The sequence below is a fragment of the Stenotrophomonas sp. KH_036_B genome (genome assembly GCF_057839485.1).
Genome location: NZ_CM174491.1, coordinates 1,246,055 through 1,269,706 on the forward strand (window position 1 = coordinate 1,246,055; position 23,652 = coordinate 1,269,706).

A 23,652-nucleotide genomic window follows, 5' to 3' on the forward strand; every position below is an offset into this window, starting at 1 on the left:
GGCGCGCTGTGCGCGGCTATTTGACCCCGTGCATCAACCGCTTCAGCAACGGCGAACCGGCCAGGGCGACCGCAGCACAGCCCAGACCGATCCACATCAGCAGCCAGAACAGGTGTTCATAGCTGGCGGCGGCAGCGGCGATGTTCATGGTTTCGCCTTCGGGCACCTCGATGGCCGCGAGTTTGCCGAACAGTGCGGCCAGCGTTTCGGAGAACGCGGTGGCCAGGAACCAGGTGCCCATCATCAGGCTCACCACGCGCGGCGCGGCCAGCTGGGTCACGGCGGACAGGCCCACCGGTGACAGGCACATCTCGCCAATCTCCAGCACCAGGTAGGCCAGCACCAGCCACCACACGCTGGCCATCTGTCCGGTCGCTCCTACCTGCTGTGCGGCCAGCGCCAGCGGCACGAACGACAGTGCGGCGAAGATCAGCCCGAGCGACGACTTCAGCGGCTTGGACGGGTCCAGGCGGCGGCGGTCCAGCCAGGCCCACAACACGGCGAACAGCGGTGCCAGCACCACCAGGAACAGGCCACCCAGGTAGGTCAGCGAACCGGCGGTCTGCGGAATCACCAGGCAGTCGCGGATGAGCAGCACCAGCATCAGCGCGACGATGGCGATGAACAGGTTGCGCGGGGCCTGCGAGCCGGGCCGCCGTTCGGACAGGCGCGCGGCGACCACGAAGCCCAGCGGCGCCAGGAGCAGGGAGGCGATCGACCACGGCAGCGGCGTGCCGTCGCGGATCACCAGCGAGGGCACCAGGTCCTTGGTCAGCAGGCGGTCGGTGAAGGTCACCCACGAACCGTAGGTCTGCTCGTACAGGGTGAAGAACACCAGGGCCATGAAGATCAGCGCCATCAGGGCAATCATCTGCTGGCGCTGGACAGGCGTGCAGCGGGTGCCGGTGAACCAGGCGAACCAGAGCAGCACGCCGCCCAGCACGACAATCATCAGCATCAGGGCCAGGCTGATTTCGCCGCCGATGGCGAACGCTCCGTTGGCGGCGGCCCACATCAGCGCCGCCACGGGCACCACGCCCAGCACGGCCACGCCGTAGATCAGCCATTCGCGGCGCAGGCCAAACACGCGCTGGCGCAGTGCGGCGGCGTTGGTGGGTTCGGCATGGCCGTGCAGGTACTTCTGGCCCCACAGGAACATGCCCAGGCCGATGACCATGCCGATGCCGGCGGCGCCGAAGCCGTACTTCCAGCCGTAGGCCTCGCCCAGGAAGCCGCACACCAGGGAGGCGAACAGGGCGCCGAGGTTGATGCCGGCGTAGAACAGGGAGAAGCCGGAGTCGCGGCGCGGGTCGTTGTCGGGGTAGAGCTTGCCGACGATGGTGGAGATGTTGGGCTTCAGGAAGCCCACGCCCATGATGATCAGCGCCAGCGACAGATAGGTGATGCCAAGGGCGGCCTCGTCGCGCACGACCTGGCCACCGACGCGGGTGGCGGCATGGCCTTCGAACGCCATGCCGAGGTGGCCCAGGACGAGCAGGACCCCGCCGAACACCACGGCCTTGCGCATGCCCAGCCAACGGTCGGCGAGCAGGCCGCCGAACACGGGGATGCAGTACACCAGGCCGCCATAGGCCCCCAGCAGGTCCAGGCCGGCCTTGTCACCGAACAGGTGGTACTTGGTGAGGTACAGCAGGAGCAGCGCCTTCATGCCGTAGAACGAGAAGCGCTCCCACATCTCGGTGAAGAAGCAGACGTAAACGCCTTTGGGATGGCCAAGGAAGTCGTCGGAGGCGGGCAGGGCGGTGGCGGTCATCGGGCGATAAGCGACAAAATAGGTCGCGAGTATCGCGCTTTCCGCGTCTTCACCGTTATCGGTTGGAGCGCGGGGCACCCGGGGGTAACGGGGCACGCGTGAATCCATCAGGCGCCGAACCGTGTAGAGCCACGCCCTGCGTGGCTGCTCTTCGGCGGACGCCCGCAGCCACGCAGGGCGTGGCTCTACGGGATCGGATGCGTTACAGGTAACGCAACCAGGCCAGGTCTCTGCGGCGGGTCTTCAGGCGCGCGAACGCGCGGGTCGGCCAATACAGGGCCAACGCCAATGCGGCGGTGATCAGCCACAGCGTTCCGACGTGGTCCACGCCGAAATACCCGCCATGGGTCTGCCCCCAGTACGCCTCGGCGGCCACGTACAGCAGCTTCAGGACATACAGGTGGAGCAGGTAGAAGAACATCGGCGCGGCACCGATGTTGGCCAGCGGGGCCAGTGCGCGGGCGACCCCGGGGTGCTCGTAGAGGCGCAGCAGCAACAGGCCGACGCCCAGGGTGAGCAGCACGAACAGCAGCGAGGGCGGGTACTTGGTGACGTTGAAGACGCTCATCAGCGTCTGGCCGGCACTGTCGAACGCCTGCCACGGCGCATCGCCGTACACGTTGGTGGCGCGCAGCAGGGCGAAGCCAAGCAGGGCGCCGCAGCCGGCCCACAGCAGGCCATGCCGGCGCACAGTCGCGTCGCCAGCGCGGGCGAACCAGGGGCCGATCGCATAGCCGAGCGCGATGACCCCGATCCACGGCAGCACGGGGTAGGAGGTGCGCAGGCGCAGGGCGTCGCCGACCGCGATCCAGTCGCGCTGGTGCAGAATCTTCCAGAGCACGGCCAGCGGGCCGTCGCCGCTGACGTGCACGCCGTCGAGCAGGTTGTGCCCGGCGATCAGCGCCAGGGCCAGCGCCGCCAGCACCCCGCGCGGCAGCCACAACAGGCCGGCCAGCGCGACCATGCTGAGGCCGATGGCCCAGATCACCTGCAGGTAGATCACGCTGGGCGGGAACTGCAGGGTCCAGGCGAAGTTCACCACCAGCAGTTCCAGCGCGATCAGGAAAAGGCCGCGCTTGAGCAGGAAGGTGGAGGCGGCGCGACGCCCGTGCACCTGGCCACTGGCGTACAGCCACGCCGACAGGCCGGTGAGCAGCACGAACACCGGGGCACACAGGTGGGCGAGCAGGCGGCTGACGAACAGGGCGGGCTCGATCTGGTCCAGCCCCATGGGGTCGGCGACCTGGTGGTGCAGGTAGAAGGTTTCGCGTACATGGTCGAGCAGCATCAGCACGATGACGGTGCCGCGCAGCTGGTCGATGGAGGTGAGGCGGGGGGAGGGTGGGGCCACGGTCACGGCAGGAGGTGCGGTGTGACAGGATATAACATAACAAAACCGCGTGCGTGTTGGGGTTCGACGCTTTGCCGATCAGTGTCGTTGGTGCGTAGTGCCGGCCGCTGGCCGGCTCCTCGCATGGTTTTGGGACCGCGTGGAGCCGGCCAGCGGCCGGCACTACCGCTTGATGGGTTGGATCGCCTGGAGCCGGCCAGCGGCCGGCACTACCGTTGGATCGCCTGGAGCCGGCCAGCGGCCGGCACTACCGTTGGATCGCCTGGAGCCGGCCAGCGGCCGGCACTACCGTGGCGCCTGGGCGCCACGGTATCGCCTTCGGCGATACGTCGTGCCGAAAGCACGACTTGCCTTGCCTCTACATGAACGCTAGCGTGGAGCAGATTTTTTGCCAGCAGGGGCTTCCATGAACAACGACGACGCTGCGCCCAAACAGCTCACTTTCCGCGCGGTGGTGCTTGCCATCGTGCTGGCGGTGATCCTGTCGGCGGCCAACGCCTACCTGGGTCTGTTCGCAGGCCTGACCATCGCCACCGCGATTCCCGCGGCCGTCATCTCGATGGGCGTGCTGCGCCTGCTCGGCGGTGGCACCATCCTTGAGAACAACATCGTCCAGACCGGCGCCTCGGCCGGTTCGTCGATCGCCGCCGGCGTGATCTTCACCATCCCCGCGCTGGTGATCATGGGCTACTGGCCGGACTTCAAGTACTGGTGGGTGCTGGGCATCGCCGGCCTGGGTGGCCTGCTGGGCGTGCTGTTCTCGGTGCCGCTGCGGCGTTCGATGATCGTCGAAGATCCGCTTCCGTTCCCGGAAGGAAAGGCGGCCGCCGAAGTGCTCAAGGCCGGTGAAAACCCGGGCCCGGGCCTGAAGATCCTGGCCGTGTCGGCCGTGATCGGCGCCTTCGTGAAGCTGGCCGCCGAAAGCGGCATGCGCCTGATCCCCGATGCATGGGCCACCTCGGCCTACGTGGGCAGCTCCAAGATCACCGCCTTCATCGGTACCAACCTGTCGCCGGCCCTGCTGGGCGTGGGCTACATCGTCGGCCTCAACGTCGGCATCGTGGTGGTGTCCGGTTCGATCCTGACCTGGCACATCGCCATCCCGCTGTACCAGGCGTTCTTCATGAACACCGACCCGGGCCTGGCCGCATCGATCGCCACCGCCAGCTCCACCGAAGCGGCCTTCGCCATCTGGGGCGCGAAGATGCGCTACCTCGGCGTCGGCGCGATGCTGATCGGCGGTGTGTGGACGCTGATTTCGCTGCGCAAGTCGCTGCTCAACGGCGTCAAGAGCGGGTTTGCGGCCGCGCGCAAGAGTGGCGGCCCGGTGTTGGCCCACACCGAACGCGACCTGCCGATGAAGTGGATGCTGGTGGCGCTGGTGGTGTTCACCCTGCCGCTGCTGGCCCTGTACCAGGCCATCGTGGGCCAGTGGCACGTGTCGATCCCGATGACCCTCATCATGATCGTCGCCGGCTTCCTGTTCGTGTCGGTCTCGGCCTACCTGGCCGGCCTGATCGGGTCGTCCAACAACCCGGTCTCGGGCATCACCATTTCCACCATCCTGTTCGCCTCGGCGGTGCTGGTGCTGCTGCTGGGCAAGGATGGCCTGACCCCGGTGGGTATCGGCGGCGCGCCGCTCGGTGCGGTGGCCGCGATCATGATCGGTGCGGTGGTGTGCTGTGCCGCCGCGGTCGGTGGCGACAACCTGCAGGATCTGAAGGCCGGCTACATCGTCGGCGCCACGCCGTGGAAGCAGCAGCTGATGCTGGGCATCGGCGCGTTCTCCTGCGCGCTGATCATGGCGCCGGTGCTGAACCTGCTGGCGACCGCCTACGGTATCGGCGTCAAGTCCGACCTGCACCCGAACGCGCTGGCCGCACCGCAGGCCAACCTGATGGCGTCGGTGGCCAAGGGCCTGTTCGGCGGTGAGCTGCCGTGGACCTTCATCGGCATCGGTGCCGTGGTCGGCGCGGCCATCATCGCGCTGGACAGCTGGCTGAAGTCGCGCAACGCGCGCTTCCGCGTGCCGGTGCTGGCCGCCGCGATCGGCATCTACCTGCCGCTGGAACTGATGGTACCGATCTTCCTGGGCGGCCTGATTGCCTACCTGGTCGAGCGCTTCCACAAGGTCCGTGCCGATGACGAAGAAGGCCGCGACCGCGTGCACAAGCCGGGCGTGCTGTTCGCCGCGGGCCTGATCACCGGCGAAGCCCTGATGGGTATCGCGATCGCGGTCCCGATCGTGCTCAGCAGCCGCGCCGACGTGCTGGCGCTGCCGTTCCACCTGCCCGGGGCGCAGTGGATCGGCCTGGCCGTGCTGTTCGTGGTCGGCTGGCTGATCTACCGGACCGGCAAAAAGGCGGGCGCGGTGTGATGCCGACCTGATGTGAAGACCGACAAACCCCGCCACGGCGGGGTTTGTTTTTGAACGGTTGTCGGCCTGCGGCCCGCACCACAGCATTACCTGTGGCCTTTGCGCTGGGGGGCGCCGGGACCCTACCATCGGCGTTTTGCCGTTCCGCGGAGAACCCGATGAAGCTTCGTTACGCCCTGTTGCCGCTGTGCCTGCTGACCGCGCTGCCGTCGCTGGCCGCCACGCGTGGCCTGGATGTGCGCGACATGATCGCGCTGGATCGGGTTTCGGCCCCGCTGCTGACCGCCGACGGCGGCAACGTCGTGTTCGCCAAGCGCGTGGTCGGCACCGACAGCAAGGCCAGCACCGGCCTGTTCATCCGCAACCTGCGCACCCGCGATGCCGCGCCGCCGAAGCCGCTCACCCCGGCCGGCTGGAACGTCAATTCGGCCGCGCTGTCGGCCGATGGCCAGACCGTGTACTTCCTCAGCGCCAAGGGCGGCAGCCAGCAGCTGTACGCCATGCCGCTGGCCGGCGGCACCCCGCGCCAGCTGACCGACTTCGCGGTCGACGTGGACGGGTTCCAGGTCTCCCCGCAGGGCGACCGCGTGGCCTTCAGTGCCGGCGTGTTCCAGGACTGCGGTTCGGACCTGGCCTGCACCAGCAAAAAGCTGGACGCGCACAAGGCGCGCAAGAACACCGGCGAGGTGTTCGACAGCCTGTTCGTGCGCCACTGGGATACCTGGAACGACGGCCGCCGCAACACCCTGTTCGTGGCCGTGCTGCCGGCCGGCAAGGCCGCTGCGGTCAAGGGCGCGTCGGCGATCAGCGCCACGCTGGCCGGCGATGCGCCGTCCAAGCCGTTCGGCGGCAATGACGATTTCACCTGGGCACCGGACGGCAAGAGCGTGGTGGCCAGCATCCGCGTGGCCGGCCGTGAGGAAGCGTGGTCGACCAATTTCGACCTGTACCGCCTCGATGCCGAGGGCAAGCAGGCCCCGGTCAACCTGACCGCGGCCAACCCGGCCTGGGATGCCGGCCCGGTGTTCAGCGCCGACGGCAACACCCTGTACTACCGCGCGATGAAGCGCCCCGGTTTCGAAGCCGACCGCTTCGGCGTGATGGCGATGGACGTGGCCTCGGGCAAGACCCGTGAGATCGCGCCGACGTGGGATCGTTCGGCCGGCGAAGTGGTGCTGTCGCAGGATGGCAGCAGCTTCTACACCGCGGCCGACGACCTCGGCGAGCACCGCCTGTTCAACATCGACATCGCCACCGGCAAGGCCACGGTCGTCGCCGAAGGCGGCAGCATCGGTTCGCCGGTGATCGCCGGCGGCACCCTGGCCTACACGAAGAACAGCCTGAAGAGCGGCGATCAGATCGTGGTGGCCGCGGCCGATGGCAGCAGCCCGCGCGAGATCACGCCGAGCGCCAGCCAGATGCTGCCGGATGTGGCCTTCGGCGATTACGAGCAGTTCCAGTTCAAGGGCTGGAACAATGAGACCGTGCACGGTTACGTGGTCAAGCCGTACAACTACCAGGAAGGCAAGACCTACCCGGTGGCGTTCCTGATCCACGGCGGCCCGCAGGGCAGCTTCGGCAATGGCTGGAGCTACCGCTGGAACCCGCAGACGTATGCGGGCCAGGGCTACGCGGTGGTGATGATCGACTTCCACGGGTCCACCGGCTACGGCCAGGCCTTCACCGACGCGATCAGCCAGCACTGGGGCGACCGCCCGCTGGAAGACCTGCAGAAGGGCTGGGCGGCGGCACAGAAGCAGTACCCGTTCCTCAACGGCGACAAGGCCTGTGCGCTGGGCGCCAGCTACGGCGGCTTCATGGTCAACTGGATCGCCGGCAACTGGAACACGCCGTGGAAGTGCCTGGTCAACCATGACGGCGTGTTCGACCAGCGCATGATGGGTTACGCCACCGAAGAGCTGTGGTTCACCGAGTGGGAGCAGGGCGGTACGCCGTTCCAGAAGCCGGCGAACTACGAGAAGTTCAACCCGGTCAACCACGTGGCCGACTGGAAGAAGCCGATCCTGATCATCCACGGCCAGCTCGACTACCGCATCCCGGTCGAACAGGGCCTGGGCGCGTTCACGGCCGCGCAGCGCCAGGGGATCGAGTCCAAGTTCCTGTACTTCCCGGACGAGAACCACTGGGTGCTCAAGCCGCAGAACAGCGTGCAGTGGCATGACACCGTGAACGCGTGGCTCAAGCAGCACATCGGCGAATGACCGGTGACCAGCGCCGCCTTCCGCGGCGGCGCTGGGTATACGCGTAGTGCCGGCCGCTGGCCGGCAACCCCATAGACCCTCCGAGGTTGCCGGCCAGCGGCCGGCACTACCGAGACGCCTTCATGCCTCTGATCCAGAACGACATCGTTGTATTCGGCCTGATCGCCGCCACCCTCGGTGCCGTGTTCTGGACCGCCTCACGCCAGACGGGGCTGTGGAAGCGTTTCTATACCTTCGTGCCGGCCTTGCTGCTGTGCTACATGATCCCCGGCGTCTACAACACCGTGGGCCTCATCGACGGGCAGAACACGAGCCTCTACAACCCGGTGGCACGCGACATCCTGCTGCCCGCGGCACTGGTCCTGCTGACCTTGGCCGTCGACATCAAGGGCATCCTGCGGCTGGGTCCGAAGCTGATCCTGATGTACCTGGGTGCGTCCGTCAGCATCATGATCGGCGCGGTAGTGGCCTTCATGCTGATGAAGTGGATACATCCGTCCACCGTGGCCGGCGACACCTGGGCCGGCATGGCGGCGCTGGCCGGCAGCTGGATCGGTGGCGGCGCCAACATGCTCGCGATGCGCGAGGTGTTCGACGTCAACGCCACCACCTTCGGCCAGTTCGCGGTCGTGGACGTCGGCGTGGGGTACGTATGGATGGCGGTGCTGATCTTCATGGCCGGGCGCGCGGCGAAGATCGATGCGTACACGGGTGCTGATACCTCGGCGATCGACGCACTGAAACTGCGCATCGAAAAATTCCAGGCCGAGCACGAGCGGGTGGCCAGCCTGACCGACCTGATGCTGATCGTGGCCGTAGCGTTCGGCACGGTAGGCTTGTCGCACGCCATTGCCGGGCCGGTCTCGGCCTGGTTCAAGGGCCACGTGAGCTGGGCCTCGCAGTTCAGCCTGGATGCGCCGTTCGTATGGGTGGTGGTGATCTCCACCACGTGCGGGCTGGGGCTGAGCTTCACCCGTGCGCGCAACCTGGAAGGCGCGGGCGCGTCGAAGCTGGGCTCGCTGCTGCTGTATTTCCTGATCGCCTGCATCGGCATGCAGATGGATCTGCTGGCCCTGCTGGAACGCCCCTGGCTGTTCGCACTGGGCCTGATCTGGATCGCCGTGCACATCGTCCTGCTGCTGGCGCTGGCCATGGCGTTGAAGGTACCGTTCTTCTACTTCGCCATCGGCTCGCAATCCAACATCGGCGGCCCGGCATCAGCGCCTGTGGTCGCAGCGGCCTTCCATCCCTCATTGGCCCCGGTCGGCGTCCTGCTCGGCACGATGGGCTACGCAACCGGCACGTACCTGGCCTACATCGTGGGTATTACGTTGCGGGCACTTGCCGGCGGCTGACGTTGCGCGCTCAAGAGCGATGGCTGTTTATCTGTCTGCGCGCGGGGGAGCGGGGTGGAGGGGGTAGCGGGGCACGCGTGAACCCATCCATGGGGCTTATCGCAGCATCCATGCTGCTCAAAGCCCCGCTACCCCCTCCACCCCGCTCCCCCAGACGGATTGCGTCGACGGACGGGCAGTCAAAAGCAGATAGCGTTAGGTCGATCGAATTGCTCCGCCGTAGAGCCACGCCATGCGTGGCTGAGCCGCAGCCCTGACTGTGCCGGGCCGGGGCGATGCATTTGATCTCGTATCCCGTCCTCGCACCGCGCGGGAAGAACCAAACAGCCAAAGGCTCTAAGCGAAGAGCAGGCCGCGCTCGATCAACCAGGCTTTGGCGTCTTCGGCATCCTGCTCGAACCAGGCGCGGGTCGAGCCCAGGCGATAGGTGTAGCCCCACGCATCCATGTCGGCCATCAGCTGCGCGCTGCCGACGCCGGGCAGTTGCCCGGCCAGCACGATCTGCAGGTAACAGGTGGCGTCTTCTTCGGGGACCGAATCGGTCGCGTCGGTGTGCACCAGTGCGCGGCGTTCGGGCGGCAGCACGATCAGGTGGCAGGCCTCGTGCAGCATCGAGTGCACCGGCGTGTCGTTACGCACGTATACGTCGCTGGCGATGATGCCCGCTTCGGGCTCGCCCCAGTAGCTGCCGGGAATCGGTGCCCCATCGGGCACCCGGTGCAATCGCAGCGCGTGGGTTGCCAGCAGCGCCGCAGCGCTTTCGAACGGGATGTCGCCCACGCGGGTGACCAGCGGTTCGGCGTCGGCAGGGGGCGTGTTCATGGCGTGTCTGTGCTGCGCCCCTGTCCGTCGGGAGAGGGGCGCTGTCGATCAGGGGTGCTGCGGGCCTTCCGGCAACGCCACGGAGATGTCGAGCACGTCGTGCTCCCCGTCCTTGACCAGATCCACCTTCACCGCGTCCGCGTCGATGTTCACGTATTTCTTGATCACTTCCAGCAGCTCGCGCTGCAGCAGCGGCAGGTAGTCCGGGCCACCGCGGTGGCTGCGCTCCTGCGCAATGATGATCTGCAGGCGGTTCTTGGCCGTTTCGGCGGTGGTCTTCTTCGTCTTGAGGAAATCGAACAGGCCCATGCTTACCCTCCGAACAGCTTGCTGAAGAAGCCCTTCTTCTCAGTGGTGGTGAAGCGCATCGGACGCTCTTCGCCAAGGATGCGGGCGACCGCATCGTCATACGCCTGGCCGGCCGACGATTCCGGATCCAGGATCACCGGCTCGCCCTTGTTGGACGCGTTCAGCACGTCGCCGGATTCCGGCACCACGCCGATGGCCTTCAGCCCCAGCACTTCCTCGACGTCGGTGATGCTCAGCATCTCGCCGGTTTCCACCCGCGCCGGGCTGTAGCGCGTCAGCAGCAGGAAGGCCGGCACGTTCTGGCCCGATTCGGCCTTGTGCGTCTTCGAGTCAAGCAGGCCGATGATGCGGTCCGAGTCGCGTACCGACGACACTTCCGGGTTCACCACCACGACCGCGCGGTCGGCGAAATACATCGCCAGGAACGCACCCTTCTCGATACCCGCCGGCGAGTCGCAGATGATGTAATCGAAGCCGTCCGCGGCCAGGTCCTTGAGGACCTTGCCCACGCCTTCCTGGGTCAGCGCATCCTTGTCGCGCGTCTGCGAGGCAGCCAGCACGTACAGGTTGTCGAAGCGCTTGTCCTTGATCAGCGACTGCTTGAGGGTGGCTTCGCCATGCACCACATTGACGAAGTCGTACACCACGCGGCGCTCGCAGCCCATGATCAGATCAAGGTTGCGCAGGCCGACGTCGAAGTCGATCACCGCCACCTTTTTGCCACGGCGTGCAAGTCCACAGGCCAGGCTGGCGCTGCTGGTGGTCTTGCCGACGCCGCCCTTGCCGGAGGTGACTACGATGATTTCAGCCAAAGGACTTCTCCTGATTCTTTTGTTTGGGTGCTGGCTCAGTCCAGCGCCGCGATCTTGATCTGGTCCTGTTCCAGCCACACCTGCACGGCCTTGCCGCGCAGGGTGTCGGGAACATCGTCCAGTACCTTGTAATGGCCGGCAATGGCGACCAGTTCAGCGTGGAAGTCACGGCAGAAAATACGCGCCGTGGTATTGCCCTGGGCACCTGCCAGGGCACGGCCCCGCAGCGTACCGTAAATATGGATGCTGCCATCGGCGATCACTTCGGCACCCGCGCCGACCGTGGCCATGACCGTCAGGTCGCAGTTTTCGGCATACAGCTGCTGTCCCGAGCGGACATTGCTGGTCTGCATGCGGCCCGGCGACGGCGCATGGGCTGCGTCCGGCGCGGCCGGTGCCGGCGCTGCGGCCGCGCGTGCGCGACGCACCGGCTCCGCGGCGGGGGCGGGCGCAGGCGCAGGTGCCACCGCAGCCGGTTCACCTTCGGCGCGCTCGTACTGGGCGCGGAACTTGGCCAGCAGCGGCAGCCCCAACTGCTGCGAGAGCAGGTCGGTGTCGTTGCTGCCGTAGGCCAGCGCCACCGGCAGCACGCCGGCGCTGCGCAGGCCATCCAGCAACGCCTGCGCGGTCGCCACGTCGGGCATGCGGCTCAGGCCGCCGAAGTCCAGGATGACGGCCGCGCGGCCAAACAGCTTCGGCGCGCGGGCCACCCGGTCGTGCATTTCCTTGGTGAGACGTTCCACATCCAGGGTGCGGATGCGCAGGTTGGCGATACCCACCTGGCCGATCTTCAGTTCACCGGCCTGTTCAAAATCCATGTTCGCCGCCACTTCAGGTCCCCGTCGGTCGTTGCGCGCGCAGCGGCTCGCGACGATGGCCCACCCAGGGCACGTCGGGCAGCGTGTCGCCGTAGGTGTCATGCACCCACTGGTAACTGCACAGGTCCTTGAGCAGCATGCTGGCGCGCACGTCCACGTGCGCCATGGTGTTCTGCCCGACCTCGCGGAAACCGAAGCTGCCATGGAACAGCAGCGCCGCGTCGGCGCCGTGGTCCAGGAACACTTCGCAGGTCAGCTGCGGGAAGCGCAGCTCGGCATAGCTCTGGGCATCGGCGTAGAACGCGCGGCCCACGCCACCACCGCGGCGGCGGCTGGCCACCACGATGCGGTCGATATAGAAGAATGTGCTGGACAGGTGCTGCTTGAACCAGGCGAAGTTGCTGCTGTCGTGCTGGCTGTCGCTGCCAAAACCGATCAGGAAACCGGCCAGGTTGCCGTCGCGCTCGGCGACGCGGAAATATTCAGCGGTTTCATAGAACAGGCGCAGGCGGGCGGCATCCAGCGGAAGGATGGCCAGGCCAGCGTTGTTGTTCAGGGCCAGGACGGAATCGAGCTCGTGCTCGCGCACGTCGCGGATGACAATCGACATTGTGACTCCGTGGGGTAACGCGGTTGGCCCCTCTCAGGGCCCTGCGGGGGATTATTGCATGGGTGGCCGGGCAGGGCACAGGCCAGGCATGACTTATGTCCGGATGCAGCGGGGCAGGTTCAGCCTAAGATGCGTCCATGTTGGGATACCTCAGCCAAACCCGAGTACTGCGACTGGCCGGCCTGTTTACCTGGGTCATGCTTGGCTTGCCGCTGGTCTATTCCCAGTACGAAGCGCTGGTGAAACGCAGCGGCGGCGGCGTCGACGTGCCCGCGCTGCTGCTGTTCCTGGCCTACCTGGCCTTCGGCGGCGGCTACCTGTGGCTGACCCGCGGCCTGCGCAACGGCGGCCACTCGGCCTGGTACGACCGCGCCATCCTGGTGCTGCTGACCATCTCGGCGCTGGCGGTGAGCTTCCTCAGCGGCTCGGGCCTGGGCAGCATCCTGATGATGGTCGCCGCCGGGGTCATCCCCTGGATGCTGCCGGCGCGGGTGGGGGTGATCTGGCTGCTGGTCAGCCAGCTGGCCGTGGCGCCGGTGTACTACCTGTTCCTGCCGTTCTCGCTGTTCGAGGCGGTGATGCAGTCGCTGCTGTATGGCGGCTTCTCCATGTTCATCTTCGTGACCAGCCTGGTCGCCCGGCAGCAGACCGACGCCCGCGAGGAACAGCGCCGGCTCAATACCGAACTGCGCGCCACCCGCGTGCTGCTGGCCGAAAGCGCCCGGGTCAACGAGCGCACCCGCATCTCCCGCGAGCTGCACGACCTGCTCGGCCACCACCTCACCGCGCTCAGCCTGAACCTGGAAGTGGCCGGCCACATCACCGAGGGCCAGGCGCAGGAGCACGTGCATCAAGCCCACACCCTGGCCAAGCTGCTGCTCACCGACGTGCGCGAGGCGGTCAGCCAGCTGCGCGACAGTGGCGCCATCGACCTGGCCGCCGCGCTGCGTCCGCTGACCGAACAGGTGCCGTCGCTGGACATCCATCTGGACATCGAAGAGCCGCTGAGCGTGGAGGACCCCGAACAGGCCCACGTGCTGCTGCGCTGCACCCAGGAAATCATCACCAACGCGGTGCGCCATGCGCGCGCCCGCAACCTGTGGATCCAGGTGCGCCGGGAACCCCCGGGGCAGGTGGTAGTACAGGCGCATGATGACGGGGTGGGTGCCGATGGCATCGTCATCGGCAACGGGCTGCGCGGAATGCGCGAGCGCCTGCAACAATGCGGCGGTGAGCTGCAGATAGAAACCCACCGGGGCAAGGGCTTCCGCCTGCGTGCCTCGGTCCCCGGCGTGCCAGTGCTGATGCTGGGTGCCATCCTGGAAGGAGTGCGTTGATGATTCGCGTCTGCCTGGTCGACGACCAAACCCTGGTGCGGCAGGGGATCCGCTCGCTGCTCGCGCTGGACGCCGGGATCGAAGTGGTGGCCGAGGCGGCCGATGGTCGCCAGGCCGTCGAGCTGGTGCCGCAGGTGCGCCCGGACGTGGTGCTGATGGACATGCGCATGCCGGTGATGTCCGGCCTGGAGGCGCTGCAGATGCTGTCGCGGCTGAATCAGCTGCCGCCCACCATCATCCTGACCACCTTCGACGACGACCAGCTGGTGCTGGCCGGCCTGAAGGCGGGTGCCAAGGGGTATCTGCTCAAGGATGTCACCCTGGACCAGCTGGTCGGTGCGATCCGCACCGTCGCCGATGGCGGCTCGCTGGTGCAGCCGGCGGTGACCCAGCGCCTGTTGTCCGGGCTGGAACACATGCGCAACGAGTTTGTCAGCCTGGACCGCCCGGACCCGCTGACCGACCGCGAGACCGAGATCCTCCGGCTGATGGCCAGCGGCTTCTCCAACAAGGAGATCGCCAACTCGCTGGGCGTGGCCGAAGGGACCATCAAGAACCACGTCTCCAACATCCTGTCCAAGCTGGGGGTGCGCGACCGGACCCGCGCGGTGCTCAAGGCGTTCGAGCTGCAGCTGGTCTGAGGACGCGCGAAATGGCCGGCGCAGCACGGTCGGCCGTTTCGATGTTGAACATGAACGCCAGTTGAAAGCCTTGTGGCACAAGGCCTGCGGCTGGCGCTCAAGACACCTTCGCCGAAACCGGCAAATAAATATCACCGACGGCCACATGCTGGCCCGCGTGATGCGCTATCTTTCCGCTCCTTGTCTATTCAAAACCGCTGCCGGTATGGAAACCGGTGCGCCAATCCTGATCTACAACACCCGCGAAGCCTGCTAGGATTGGCGCTTCGCTTCAATCAACCCGGCCGTGGGATCGGCCCCGGAGACTCCTGAATGACCCGTATTATCGAGTTCCTGATCGCCTTGGGGATCGTGGCTGGCCTGTTCGTCATCATTGGCGTTGTGCTGCCGGGCGAGCGACACATTACCGAAAGCATCGAGACCAACCGCAAGATGACGATCGTGTACGACACGGTCAACAGCCTGCGCCGCTTCAAGGACTGGAACCCGCTCCTGCTGCGTGATCCCGCCGTTGAACTGAAGCATTCCGGCCCCGCCTCCGGCGTGGGCGCCCGCCTGGACTATTCCTCCAAGGAAGCGTCGCTGGGCCAGGGCAGCTGGGAGATCACCGAGTCCGAGCCGAACAAGCGCGTGGCGATCGCCATCGAGGACCCGTCCAAGGGCCACGACAAGAAGACCAGCTTCACCCTCGAGCCGACCGGCAAGGGTGGCCGCAACGTCAAGATCACGCAGGACTACAGCATCAAGTACGGCTTCAACCTGTTCGGTCGTTATGCGGGCCTGTACGTCAGCCGTCACGTCGGTGACGACCTGAAGCTGGGTCTGTCGCGCATGGCCAACATGCTGGCCACCGTGCCGAACATCGACTACCGCACTGCCGAAGCGCCGCTCACCGACCTGGCCATCATTGATGCCCCGGCCGAAGACCTGCTGATCGTCACTGCGGGCAACGTCGATCGCGGCGAAGCGACCATCACCAAGTCCATCAAGGACAACCAGGAGTGGATCAAGCGCGTCATGGAGGCCAATGACCTCGAAGCCGCCGGTCCGTTCCGCATCATCACCACTGACTTCGGTCAGGAGAAGTACGCCTTCGACGTGGCCCAGCCGGTCAAGAAGAAGGGTACCGAAGGCGCTTCGGCTGAAGCCCTGACGGTGAAGATCGATGGTGGTGCGCCGGTCAAGTACGTGCACGTGGCTCCGCACCGCACCGCGCATGCGAAGTACACCGGCCACATGGCTGGCCTGGACATCGCCCGCAACGCGCTGCGTGCCTGGGCTGTGACCGGTGGCAACGAAGTGATCGACCGTCCGTATGAGTCCTGGAACGCAGGCGTGGAGAAGTCGTTCACGCCGGAAGCGACCTACGACATCTACTGGGCCGTCAAGTAATCCGACGGTTGCCCGGATGTAACGTAGAACAGAAAACGCGCCGCTCCCTGCGGCGCGTTTTTTTTTGGCTCCTGGCCGGGGGCCCACCCAGAAGGATGCAGGCATGCTCAACCTGGAACGACGTGCGCGTAAACCCTCCCTGCTGGCCTGCCTTGGCGGCCTGCTGGCTGCCACTGCGGTTGGCCTGTCGGCCTACGCGTCGCATGGCATTGCCGAGCCGCTGGCGCAGTCGCACGTGAACACGGCGGCGCTGTTCGCCTTCGGCCACGGCGTGGCGCTGGCGGTCCTGGGTCCGACCCAGCAGAACAGCGTGGGCAAGCTGGCGCTCTACGTCCTGCTGCTGGGCACGCTGCTGTTCTCCGGCAGCCTGGTTGCCGGTGCGCTGTGGCAGGTGAGCACGGGGCTGGCCCCGGTGGGCGGTACGGCCCTCATGCTGGGCTGGGTGGCGTACGGACTCAACGCGCTGCGGCGTTGAGCGGGGCGGTGCCGGTGCGGGTCAGCGACGCATGGCGTCGCTCTACGGCGCGGTGTCGATCTTCGGTGCGAAGGCCGGGTCGTCGCTGAGTCGTGCGCGCGGCGGACGACCTTTCTCGGCCGCCGCGTGCCGGTGGTAGGCGAACGTGGCACGGATGCCTCGCACGCAGATCAGCGATACCACGATCACGATCGCCAGCCGGACCAGGACGAAGGACTGGTTCTGGAACACGAACAGCAACTGGCCCAGCAGGTAGTAACCCAGCATCGCGCACGCCGCCGCCCGGCTGTAGCGTCGTATGCCCCACGAAAGCCCGGCAAACACCACGGCGTCGACCAGTATCCCGCCTGCCGATAGCAGCAGCATGAGCAGCGAGAGGGTGCCATCGCGGAAGTTGCCCCACTGCGTGGCCACCGCAGCGATGCTGGCCAGCAGGGCCAACGCGCAGAGCACGCGGGCGAGCACCCACAGGTGTTTGACCGGTCCACCGATTGCGTGTGGAAGCTGGTTGGCGCGCAACTGCTCGTGGTCGGGTGCGACCGCGAGCTGGCTGGCTTGGTAGGGACTGTCCGTGTGCATGCGGCGGATTCCTTTTCCTTGCTGGGGTAGCGGTACCGGTCTGCGTCAGCGACGCATGGCGTCGCTCTACAGCGCGGTGTCGATCTTGGGCGCGAACGCGGGGTCGTCGCTCAGGCGCGTGCGCGCCGGGCGGATGCGGACGTTGGCCAGGTGGCGGTGATAGCGGAAGGTGGCGAGCGTGCCGCGGATGCTGACAAAGCCGAAGATCACGGTGAAGCCAATGCCCGTGAGCCCGCCTTGTCCACCGACGATCTTCAGCAGCGTGCCCAATGCCGACAGGCACCAGAACGCCAGTACCACGCTGGCCACGACGCGGCTGCGCTTGTAGACCCCGTAGGCCAGCAGCAGATAGATCGAGGTCAGGCCCAAGGCAAGCGCCATCAACATCGGTTCGAGCGACCGGCTGCCGAAGAACGGCACGACACTGGCGATCAGCGCCAGTACGCCGGCGACGGCCAGCAGGATCGCCATGTGTTTGATGGGGCTGGTGATCTCGCGGGGCGCCTCATCGCGCCAGTCGAGTCGGCCGGATGGCGGCGCGACAGATGCCACCGAACTGGCCTGATACGGGCTGTTGTCTTCCATGACGTGGTCTTCCTTTGGATGTACCACGAAGCTTAACGGCAGATGTATGAATTGAGTAGAGCCACGCCTTGCGTGGCTGCGTTACGCGTCGGCCCCGGTTTGCTGCCAGCACCAGTGCCAGGGTTCGTAGACGATGCCGTGCGGGTTGTCGCGCGGGTAGCTCAACCGGAAACCATGCGCGCCAGCATGCTGGACCAGCCATGCGAAGGCCGGGGTCGTCTCGAAGCTCTCTTCGGCCGGCGGTTCGCCGGGGCAGCTGATATCCAGCGCACGGCCGCTGTGGTGTTCGCTGTAGCCCGGTGCGGCGTTGACCTGCAGGATGTCGGCCACGTCGAGCCCACGCGCGCGTTTGCGGTCAAAGATGCCCAGCTGGTAGTCGTGGCTGCGGTAGCCGGAGACGGCGTCCAGCACGATGCCCTCGCGCGCTGCATGGGCGTGCATCCGCTGCCACGCGCGCGCGGCACCCTGCAGCAGCCACAACGGCCGCCGATAACGGTCGAACCCGGCCAGCGCCAACCGCGCCGGTTCGGCCTCCAGCGCCAAGCCGGTTTCGTGTTCGTAGCGGTCGGCATCGATACCCAGTTGCTGCAGGCGCTGCTGCAGGCCGCTCAGCGGCAGCAGCGCATCCGCCGCATGCGCGCGCTGGGTGCCGTGCAGGGCCAGGTCGAGCACGTCCAGTGCGGCTTCGATGCCGGGTTCGCGCATCAGCCGCGGCACCAGCGGCAGCAGTCCCTGCGCGGTGGCGGCGGCCAGGTAGCGGCCATCCCGCTTGCGCCGCAGCACCCAGCGCGCCTTCGCCAGCGCACGCGCGTCGGCATTGCCGCGCGCGCGCAACAGGCCGCCGGGCCACAGTTCGATGTCGGCGGTGTTGATCAGCAGGGCAGGGGATCGGCGCATGGGACCAGCTTAGTGCGCGCGGGCAGGCACGGCCAGCGCCTGCAGGGCCTCCAGCAGGGCGCGCGGCTGTTCGGGGCTGAGCAGCAGCACGCTGTCGTCGCGCAGCGGCAGGTACAGCACGCGGCTGGCGTCGGTGATCAGGCAGAACGCCTTGCGTCCACCCAGCCGGTAGTGGCCGGACTGGAAGCCGGGCATGCCGTATCCATTGGTCTTCAAGCCCGGCTTGTACTGGGGCTGCTCGGCCAGGTCGACGATCCGTGCCTGCGCTAGGTCCAGCGAGGCGACCGCGACGCGCCGGCGATAGAACGTGGACACCACCACCAGCGCATCCTCTTCAATGGCGATGCGGCGGCGGAAGAACGCCCAGGTCAGCAAGCCGGCCACCAGCAGCACGAAGGGCAGGGTGAAGCCGAGCTCATGCGGGGTGCGCTGCGCGGACTGCAGCGTGGTGGCCACGATCAGGGCGGCAACGCCCAGCATCGGAACCCACACCCACAGCAGGCGCCCCACCGGTGCAGCGGCTACCGCGAAGTCGATGTGGGCAGCGTGCGTGCGGTGCATGTCAGAGCTCCTTCTTGAAGACCAGCAGGGCCACGCCCATGGGCGTTGGTACCAGCGCGTTCACCAGTTCCCAGCCGAGCTGGCCGTGGCGGTTGAGCTCAGCCTGTATTTCCTCCGGCTTCAATCCGGTCCATGAGGGCTTCACTTCGACGGTCAGATAGCTCCAGCGCTTGCTCATTCCTTGCTCTCCGGGGTGGGTGCGGGCTTGGGAAGGCGTCCCGCCTTGCGCAATGCATCGCGCAGCACATATTCGATCTGCGCGTTGAGGCTGCGCAGTTCGTCGTCGGCCCAGCGTTGCGCCGCTGCCAGCACATCGGCATTGATTCGCAGCGGGTAGGCTTTCTTGTCGCTCATGCTCAGTACAACGAACCGGCGTTGACGATCGGCTGGGTGCCACGGTCCGAGCACAGCACGGTGAGCAGGTTGCCCACCATCTGCGCCTTGCGTTCCTCATCCAGCTGCACCACGCCGTTCTTCTGCAGTTCGAGCAGCGCCATTTCGACCATGCCGACCGCGCCGGCCACGATGCGCGTGCGTGCGGCGATCACCGCGTTGGCCTGCTGGCGCTGCAGCATCGCCTGGGCGATTTCCGGTGCATAGGCCAGGTGGCTGATGCGTGCATCGATGACCTGCACGCCGGCGTCGGCCAGGCGCTCGGCCAGCTCATCCTTGAGATGCTGGGAAATCTCGGCGGCGTGGCTGCGCAGCGAGAGCTGGCCGTCCTCATGCTGGTCGTACGGGTAGCTGGTGGCCATCGCGCGCAGCGCCGATTCGGACTGGATGTGCACGAAGCTCTCGTAGTCGTCCACGTTGTAGACCGCCTCGGATGCGTCGACCACCTGCCACACGATCACCGCGGCGATCTCGATGGGGCTGCCGTCCAGTTCGTTGACCTTGAGCTTGCCGCTCTCGAAGTTGCGCACGCGCTGGCTGACCTTTTTCTTGCTGAAGAACGGGTTGTTCCAGCGCAGGCCGTTGTCCTTCACGGTGCCCACGTACTTGCCGAACAGGCTCAGCACCACCGACTGGTTGGGCTGCACGGTGTACAGGCCGGTCAGGCTGAGCGAGGCCACGATGGCCAGCGCCGCGCTGCCGAACAGCAGCCCTGGCATGACGTTGCCGCGCTCCACGCCGATGATGAACATCCATACCGCCACGGCCAGCAGGGCAAGCACGCCCAGCAGGAAGGGCAGGCCGGAGAGCGAGCGGACGAGCTTTTCTTTCATGGGGGGCATCCTTGGCGGGGCAGGTTTGAATAAGTGATATCAAATTGATATCACTACCGCAAGTGCTGCGGCCCTGCGCAGCCACCCATGGGGTGGCTCTACAATGCTTCCCCCCGCTCAACATCCCGGAAAATGGCCATGATCACGCTCGGTACGCCGCTGTCCCCCTCTGCCACCCGCGTCCTGCTGCTGGGCTCTGGCGAACTGGGCAAGGAGGTCGCCATCGAGCTGCAGCGCCTGGGGGTGGAAGTGATCGCCGCCGATCGCTATGCCGACGCCCCGGCCATGCAGGTAGCCCACCGCTCGCACGTGATCGACATGCTCGACGCGATGGCGCTGCGCGCGCTGATCGCGGCGGAAAAGCCGCACCTGATCGTGCCGGAGATCGAGGCGATCCACACCGAGACGCTGGTCCAGCTGGAGCAGGAAACCGGCCAGCGGGTGGTGCCGACCGCGCGTGCGGCGCGCCTGACCATGGACCGCGAGGGCATCCGCCGCCTGGCGGCCGAGACGCTGGGCCTGCCGACCTCGCCGTACCGGTTCGTGGACACCGAGGCCGAGTACCGCGCCGCCGTGGCGGCCATTGGCCTGCCGTGCGTGGTCAAGCCGGTGATGTCGTCCTCGGGCAAGGGCCAGAGTACCCTGCGCAGCGACGCCGACATCGCGCCGGCCTGGGAATACGCGCAGACCGGCGGTCGCGCGGGTGCCGGCCGCTGCATCGTGGAAGGATTCATCGACTTCGATTACGAGATCACGCTGCTGACCGTGCGCCACGCCGGCGGCACTTCGTTCTGCGCACCGATCGGGCATTGGCAGAAGGACGGCGATTACCGCGAGAGCTGGCAGCCGCAGCCGATGTCGCCGGCGGCCCTGGCGCGCGCCGAGGAAATCTCGCAGGCGATCACCGATGACCTGGGTGGCTGGGGCCTGTTCGGGGTGGAGCTGTTCGTGAAGGGCGACGACGTGTGGTTCAGCGAGGTATCGCCGCGCCCGCACGACACCGGCCTGGTGACCCTGGCATCGCAGGAACTGAGCGAGTTCGCGCTGCACGCGCGCGCCATCCTTGGCCTGCCGATTCCGCTGATCCGGCAGAGCGGCCCGTCGGCTTCCTGCGCCATGCTCGCGCACGGCGAGGGCGTACCGTGTTTCAGCAACGTCGAGGCCGCGCTGGTGCATCCGGATACGGCGCTGCGCCTGTTCGGCAAGCCCAGCGTGCACGGCCACCGGCGCGTGGGTGTGACCCTGGCGCGGGGTGAGGACGTCGATCAGGCGCGGAAGATCGCGCGCGAAGCGGCCGAAGCGATCAAGGTGGAACTGCGGTAGTGCCGGCCGCTGGCCGGCTCCGCACGATGTGGGGTTCGCGAGGAGCCGGCCAGCGGCCGGCACTACGGCGATGCAGGGTTCGCCAGGAGCCGGCCAGCGGCCGGCATTGCGGCGATGTAGGGTTCCCCCAGGAGCCGGCCAGCGGCCGGCACTACTGCACGTCTACCCACACCAGATGGTGGTCGCTGCCGTCGGCGATCTTCGCTTCCGGACTGTCGTTGGCCGGCCAGAACACCCCGCTGCCGATGTAGCTGAAGCCCACCGACGGCAACACGTAGTCCAGGCGCATCGTGCCCGACTTCGGGCCGAAATCGCCGGTGGCATGGAACGGCGCGCCGCGCCGGACGATGCCCTTTTCGGCGTACGCCAGGCTGGTCTGCTCACCGCCCACGCTGCGCGGGGTCGGGTAACGCAGCACGCGCGGGTTCTCGATCAGCTCGACGATCCCGTCATGCCGGCCATCGCCGTCCACCGGGTCGTTGTTGAGGTCGCCCAGGATCACGAAGCGTGCATCCTGCGCCAGACCGCCGCACTGGCCGCGGTCATCGCACAGCCACGGCGTGTCGCCGCCCGACAGGTAGTCCCGCCACAGCCGCAGTTCGTCGTGGTTGCGCGCGGCGTTGCGCTTTTCCGGGCCGTCGAACACCGGCGGGGTCGGGTGCGAGACCAGGGCATGCACCACGCCGTTCGGGGTCTTCACCGGCACGTCCCAGTGCGACTTGGACGACAGGCGCAGCTGCGACCAGACGTGGTCGTTGTAGAACGACGTGCCGGTGCGCGGGTCGATCGGGCGCAGCGCGCCGGGCATCGCACTCCACTTCAGCAGCTGGAAGCTGCGGACCTGGGCGTCATCGATCGGATAGCGCGACAGCACCAGCATGCCGTACTGGCCGGGGTGCAGGCCGTACCCCCAGGCGTCGTTGCCACGGTTGCGGCCATCGCCGCCGATCTGCCCGTTGTTGTCCAGGTCCAGCCCGCTCTGCACACCGGTGTTGACCGGCGCCAGGTAGCGGTAGGCGAAATGCAGCGGCTCGCCGCCACCCGGCTGGGCCGTTTCCAGGTAACGCTGCTGGAACAGGTCGGCGGCGCGATGCGCGTCGTCGTAGTCGAATTCGTTGAGCAGCACCAGGTCCGGGCGGACCTGCTGCAGCACGGCGGCGATCTTGCGCGCGTGCGCGCTGTCGCCTTCCAGCTCGGCGATCAGGCCGCCGGTCTCGTCGCTGTACAGCGAGGTGTTGTAGGTGGCGATCCGCAGCGGCGCGGAGGCGGTATCCGGCATGGCGGTGGTCTTGGTCGGGGACTGGGCACAGGCGCCGCAGAGCAGGGCCAGGGCAAGGATCAGGGGATGGGCGTTCATCCCGCTATTCTGCACTGGAGCGCATTGCAGTGGCGGGTCAGAGCCCGTCCCGGGCATCGTCGAATTCATGCCAGCGGCGGCCGTCGTAAGCCTCCAACGGGCGGAAGCGGCGCTTGTAGTCCATCTTGCGGTGATCGCGGATCCAGTAGCCCAGGTACAGGTGCGGCAACTGCTCGCGCCGGGCCCAGGCGATCTGCTGCAGGATCGCGAAGGTGCCCAGGCCACGATGGGCGTGCTCGGGGTCGAAGAAGGTGTAGACCGCCGACAGGCCCTGGGTGGTGACGTCGGTGACCGCCACCGCGAGCAGGTCACCGCGGTGGCCGTCCTGCGACGGCCCGCGGATTTCCAGGAAGCGGCCCTGCGACCACTGCCCGATCAGGAACTGGTCGAACTCGTGCGGGCCGTGCTCGTCCATGCCGCCCTTCGCGTGGCGATGGGTGAGGTAGCGGTGGTAGAGCGCGAACTGCTCGTCGGTCTGCTCGGCGGCGACGATGCGCACTTCCAGGTCGTCGTTGCGGGCCAGGCAGCGGCGCTGGCTGCGGTCGGGGGCGAAGCGCGCCACCGGCACGCGCACCGACACGCAGGCGTGGCAGTTGGCGCAATGCGGGCGGTAGACCAGGTCGCCGGAGCGGCGGAAGCCCCAGCTCAGTGCCATCGGGTACAGCGTGCCCAGGCGCGGATCGTTCGGATCCAGCACCAGGTCGCGCGCGGCCCGTTCCGGCCAGTAACCACAGGGGTGGTCGCCGGTCTGGAACAGTCGCAGCTCGTCGTCGCGGTCGGTGTGGATCGCCATGACCACAGCATAGCGCCGGGGCGTCGCAGCCGCCGC

General features: G+C 67.1%; 25 protein-coding genes. 9 read left to right on the plus strand and 16 right to left on the minus strand.

Annotation, left to right across the window (positions count from 1 at the left end; genetic code table 11):
• Window positions 1–16 precede the first annotated feature (16 nt).
• A complete protein-coding gene (locus tag AC3ITN_RS05755) occupies window positions 17–1,774 on the minus strand; it encodes a peptide MFS transporter (protein ID WP_489392326.1) in 1,758 nt (585 codons plus the stop codon).
• A gap of 202 nt (window positions 1,775–1,976) precedes the next feature.
• Complete coding sequence (locus AC3ITN_RS05760) at window positions 1,977–3,125, minus strand: acetyltransferase domain-containing protein (RefSeq protein ID WP_489392878.1); 1,149 nt, start codon at window positions 3,123–3,125, stop codon at window positions 1,977–1,979.
• Window positions 3,126–3,531: 406 nt separating this feature from the next.
• Between AC3ITN_RS05760 and AC3ITN_RS05765 the strand changes: the two genes are divergently transcribed.
• The 3 genes from AC3ITN_RS05765 to AC3ITN_RS05775 all read left to right on the plus strand — a co-directional run bounded on the left by AC3ITN_RS05765 (window position 3,532) and on the right by AC3ITN_RS05775 (window position 9,079).
• A complete protein-coding gene (locus AC3ITN_RS05765; RefSeq protein WP_313343518.1) occupies window positions 3,532–5,502 on the plus strand; it encodes an OPT family oligopeptide transporter in 1,971 nt (656 codons plus the stop codon).
• Window positions 5,503–5,660: 158 nt separating this feature from the next.
• Window positions 5,661–7,724, plus strand: a complete 2,064-nt coding sequence (locus AC3ITN_RS05770) for a dipeptidyl-peptidase 5 (protein ID WP_489392327.1) — start codon at window positions 5,661–5,663, stop codon at window positions 7,722–7,724.
• Window positions 7,725–7,846: 122 nt separating this feature from the next.
• Window positions 7,847–9,079, plus strand: a complete 1,233-nt coding sequence (locus AC3ITN_RS05775) for a DUF819 family protein (RefSeq protein WP_489392328.1) — start codon at window positions 7,847–7,849, stop codon at window positions 9,077–9,079.
• 336 nt (window positions 9,080–9,415) lie between these two features.
• Here AC3ITN_RS05775 and AC3ITN_RS05780 read toward each other — a convergent pair whose 3' ends face one another.
• From AC3ITN_RS05780 to AC3ITN_RS05800, 5 genes are read right to left on the minus strand one after another with little or no spacing between them, the layout of a single operon-like run.
• Window positions 9,416–9,901 carry a hypothetical protein gene (locus tag AC3ITN_RS05780; protein ID WP_489392329.1) on the minus strand — a complete coding sequence of 162 codons (486 nt, stop codon included), beginning with the start codon at window positions 9,899–9,901 and terminating at the stop codon, window positions 9,416–9,418.
• Window positions 9,902–9,949: 48 nt separating this feature from the next.
• A complete protein-coding gene (gene minE / locus AC3ITN_RS05785; RefSeq protein ID WP_313343529.1) occupies window positions 9,950–10,210 on the minus strand; it encodes a cell division topological specificity factor MinE in 261 nt (86 codons plus the stop codon).
• A 2-nt stretch (window positions 10,211–10,212) separates the two neighbouring features.
• Window positions 10,213–11,022, minus strand: a complete 810-nt coding sequence (gene minD, locus AC3ITN_RS05790; RefSeq protein WP_489392330.1) for a septum site-determining protein MinD — start codon at window positions 11,020–11,022, stop codon at window positions 10,213–10,215.
• Between the two features lie 35 nt (window positions 11,023–11,057).
• Window positions 11,058–11,840 carry a septum site-determining protein MinC gene (gene minC / locus AC3ITN_RS05795; RefSeq protein WP_489392331.1) on the minus strand — a complete coding sequence of 261 codons (783 nt, stop codon included), beginning with the start codon at window positions 11,838–11,840 and terminating at the stop codon, window positions 11,058–11,060.
• 13 nt (window positions 11,841–11,853) lie between these two features.
• Window positions 11,854–12,450, minus strand: coding sequence for a GNAT family N-acetyltransferase (locus tag AC3ITN_RS05800; protein ID WP_313343538.1), 597 nt, complete (start codon window positions 12,448–12,450; stop codon window positions 11,854–11,856).
• 137 nt (window positions 12,451–12,587) lie between these two features.
• On the opposite strand from AC3ITN_RS05800, the gene AC3ITN_RS05805 reads away from it, so the two are divergent.
• The 5 genes from AC3ITN_RS05805 (at window position 12,588) to AC3ITN_RS05825 (ending at window position 16,295) form a co-directional block, all read left to right on the plus strand.
• On the plus strand, window positions 12,588–13,787 hold the full coding sequence (locus tag AC3ITN_RS05805) for a sensor histidine kinase (protein ID WP_313343541.1): 1,200 nt from the start codon (window positions 12,588–12,590) through the stop codon (window positions 13,785–13,787).
• A complete protein-coding gene (locus tag AC3ITN_RS05810) occupies window positions 13,787–14,428 on the plus strand; it encodes a response regulator (protein WP_313343544.1) in 642 nt (213 codons plus the stop codon). Before AC3ITN_RS05805 ends, AC3ITN_RS05810 begins: the two co-directional genes overlap by 1 nt.
• Window positions 14,429–14,489: 61 nt before the next feature.
• The gene (locus AC3ITN_RS05815; RefSeq protein WP_489392332.1) at window positions 14,490–14,684 is read left to right on the plus strand and encodes a hypothetical protein; all 195 of its coding nucleotides are present in this window, start codon (window positions 14,490–14,492) and stop codon (window positions 14,682–14,684) included.
• 56 nt (window positions 14,685–14,740) lie between these two features.
• Window positions 14,741–15,820 carry a polyketide cyclase gene (locus AC3ITN_RS05820; protein ID WP_313343548.1) on the plus strand — a complete coding sequence of 360 codons (1,080 nt, stop codon included), beginning with the start codon at window positions 14,741–14,743 and terminating at the stop codon, window positions 15,818–15,820.
• Between the two features lie 103 nt (window positions 15,821–15,923).
• On the plus strand, window positions 15,924–16,295 hold the full coding sequence (locus AC3ITN_RS05825; RefSeq protein ID WP_313343551.1) for a DUF423 domain-containing protein: 372 nt from the start codon (window positions 15,924–15,926) through the stop codon (window positions 16,293–16,295).
• A 42-nt stretch (window positions 16,296–16,337) separates the two neighbouring features.
• On the opposite strand, the gene AC3ITN_RS05830 is transcribed toward AC3ITN_RS05825, so the two are convergent.
• From AC3ITN_RS05830 to AC3ITN_RS05860, 7 genes are all read right to left on the minus strand, one after another.
• Window positions 16,338–16,874 carry a hypothetical protein gene (locus tag AC3ITN_RS05830; RefSeq protein ID WP_489392333.1) on the minus strand — a complete coding sequence of 179 codons (537 nt, stop codon included), beginning with the start codon at window positions 16,872–16,874 and terminating at the stop codon, window positions 16,338–16,340.
• A 66-nt stretch (window positions 16,875–16,940) separates the two neighbouring features.
• Complete coding sequence (locus tag AC3ITN_RS05835) at window positions 16,941–17,459, minus strand: hypothetical protein (protein ID WP_489392334.1); 519 nt, start codon at window positions 17,457–17,459, stop codon at window positions 16,941–16,943.
• A gap of 81 nt (window positions 17,460–17,540) precedes the next feature.
• Window positions 17,541–18,356 (minus strand): M15 family metallopeptidase, encoded by an 816-nt coding sequence (locus AC3ITN_RS05840; RefSeq protein ID WP_489392335.1) that lies wholly within the window; start codon window positions 18,354–18,356, stop codon window positions 17,541–17,543.
• Between the two features lie 9 nt (window positions 18,357–18,365).
• Entirely contained in the window at window positions 18,366–18,917 is a 552-nt protein-coding gene (locus tag AC3ITN_RS05845) for a PH domain-containing protein (protein ID WP_489392336.1), read from the minus strand.
• Window position 18,918: 1 nt separating this feature from the next.
• Window positions 18,919–19,095: a DUF4177 domain-containing protein gene (locus tag AC3ITN_RS05850; RefSeq protein ID WP_313343565.1), complete on the minus strand. Its 177-nt coding sequence runs from the start codon at window positions 19,093–19,095 to the stop codon at window positions 18,919–18,921.
• Entirely contained in the window at window positions 19,092–19,271 is a 180-nt protein-coding gene (locus tag AC3ITN_RS05855) for a type II toxin-antitoxin system antitoxin (protein WP_313343568.1), read from the minus strand. The genes AC3ITN_RS05850 and AC3ITN_RS05855 overlap by 4 nt, the downstream gene beginning before the upstream one ends.
• 2 nt (window positions 19,272–19,273) lie before the next feature.
• Window positions 19,274–20,143, minus strand: a complete 870-nt coding sequence (locus AC3ITN_RS05860; RefSeq protein ID WP_489392337.1) for an SPFH domain-containing protein — start codon at window positions 20,141–20,143, stop codon at window positions 19,274–19,276.
• A gap of 138 nt (window positions 20,144–20,281) precedes the next feature.
• On the opposite strand from AC3ITN_RS05860, the gene purT reads away from it, so the two are divergent.
• Window positions 20,282–21,466, plus strand: a complete 1,185-nt coding sequence (purT, locus tag AC3ITN_RS05865; protein WP_489392338.1) for a formate-dependent phosphoribosylglycinamide formyltransferase — start codon at window positions 20,282–20,284, stop codon at window positions 21,464–21,466.
• A 151-nt stretch (window positions 21,467–21,617) separates the two neighbouring features.
• Here purT and AC3ITN_RS05870 read toward each other — a convergent pair whose 3' ends face one another.
• Together AC3ITN_RS05870 and AC3ITN_RS05875 are read right to left on the minus strand one after the other, a co-directional pair.
• Window positions 21,618–22,823 (minus strand): endonuclease/exonuclease/phosphatase family protein, encoded by a 1,206-nt coding sequence (locus AC3ITN_RS05870; protein WP_313343574.1) that lies wholly within the window; start codon window positions 22,821–22,823, stop codon window positions 21,618–21,620.
• A gap of 37 nt (window positions 22,824–22,860) precedes the next feature.
• Entirely contained in the window at window positions 22,861–23,616 is a 756-nt protein-coding gene (locus AC3ITN_RS05875; RefSeq protein WP_313343576.1) for an arginyltransferase, read from the minus strand.
• Window positions 23,617–23,652: the final 36 nt, after the last annotated feature.

Excerpts from the sequence above, each read along its gene's own strand:
- purT (WP_489392338.1), top strand. The coding sequence starts at position 20,282 with ATGATCACGCTCGGTACGCCGCTGTCCCCCTCTGCCACCCGCGTCCTG.
- AC3ITN_RS05870 (WP_313343574.1), bottom strand. The coding sequence starts at position 22,823 with ATGAACGCCCATCCCCTGATCCTTGCCCTGGCCCTGCTCTGCGGCGCC.
- AC3ITN_RS05780 (WP_489392329.1), bottom strand. The coding sequence starts at position 9,901 with ATGAACACGCCCCCTGCCGACGCCGAACCGCTGGTCACCCGCGTGGGC.
- AC3ITN_RS05765 (WP_313343518.1), top strand. The coding sequence starts at position 3,532 with ATGAACAACGACGACGCTGCGCCCAAACAGCTCACTTTCCGCGCGGTG.
- AC3ITN_RS05830 (WP_489392333.1), bottom strand. The coding sequence starts at position 16,874 with ATGCACACGGACAGTCCCTACCAAGCCAGCCAGCTCGCGGTCGCACCC.
- AC3ITN_RS05820 (WP_313343548.1), top strand. The coding sequence starts at position 14,741 with ATGACCCGTATTATCGAGTTCCTGATCGCCTTGGGGATCGTGGCTGGC.
- AC3ITN_RS05840 (WP_489392335.1), bottom strand. The coding sequence starts at position 18,356 with ATGCGCCGATCCCCTGCCCTGCTGATCAACACCGCCGACATCGAACTG.
- AC3ITN_RS05835 (WP_489392334.1), bottom strand. The coding sequence starts at position 17,459 with ATGGAAGACAACAGCCCGTATCAGGCCAGTTCGGTGGCATCTGTCGCG.
- AC3ITN_RS05805 (WP_313343541.1), top strand. The coding sequence starts at position 12,588 with ATGTTGGGATACCTCAGCCAAACCCGAGTACTGCGACTGGCCGGCCTG.
- AC3ITN_RS05800 (WP_313343538.1), bottom strand. The coding sequence starts at position 12,450 with ATGTCGATTGTCATCCGCGACGTGCGCGAGCACGAGCTCGATTCCGTC.
- AC3ITN_RS05775 (WP_489392328.1), top strand. The coding sequence starts at position 7,847 with ATGCCTCTGATCCAGAACGACATCGTTGTATTCGGCCTGATCGCCGCC.
- minE (WP_313343529.1), bottom strand. The coding sequence starts at position 10,210 with ATGGGCCTGTTCGATTTCCTCAAGACGAAGAAGACCACCGCCGAAACG.
- AC3ITN_RS05810 (WP_313343544.1), top strand. The coding sequence starts at position 13,787 with ATGATTCGCGTCTGCCTGGTCGACGACCAAACCCTGGTGCGGCAGGGG.
- AC3ITN_RS05850 (WP_313343565.1), bottom strand. The coding sequence starts at position 19,095 with ATGAGCAAGCGCTGGAGCTATCTGACCGTCGAAGTGAAGCCCTCATGG.
- AC3ITN_RS05845 (WP_489392336.1), bottom strand. The coding sequence starts at position 18,917 with ATGCACCGCACGCACGCTGCCCACATCGACTTCGCGGTAGCCGCTGCA.
- AC3ITN_RS05875 (WP_313343576.1), bottom strand. The coding sequence starts at position 23,616 with ATGGCGATCCACACCGACCGCGACGACGAGCTGCGACTGTTCCAGACC.
- AC3ITN_RS05755 (WP_489392326.1), bottom strand. The coding sequence starts at position 1,774 with ATGACCGCCACCGCCCTGCCCGCCTCCGACGACTTCCTTGGCCATCCC.
- AC3ITN_RS05855 (WP_313343568.1), bottom strand. The coding sequence starts at position 19,271 with ATGAGCGACAAGAAAGCCTACCCGCTGCGAATCAATGCCGATGTGCTG.
- AC3ITN_RS05860 (WP_489392337.1), bottom strand. The coding sequence starts at position 20,143 with ATGAAAGAAAAGCTCGTCCGCTCGCTCTCCGGCCTGCCCTTCCTGCTG.
- AC3ITN_RS05770 (WP_489392327.1), top strand. The coding sequence starts at position 5,661 with ATGAAGCTTCGTTACGCCCTGTTGCCGCTGTGCCTGCTGACCGCGCTG.
- AC3ITN_RS05825 (WP_313343551.1), top strand. The coding sequence starts at position 15,924 with ATGCTCAACCTGGAACGACGTGCGCGTAAACCCTCCCTGCTGGCCTGC.
- minC (WP_489392331.1), bottom strand. The coding sequence starts at position 11,840 with ATGGATTTTGAACAGGCCGGTGAACTGAAGATCGGCCAGGTGGGTATC.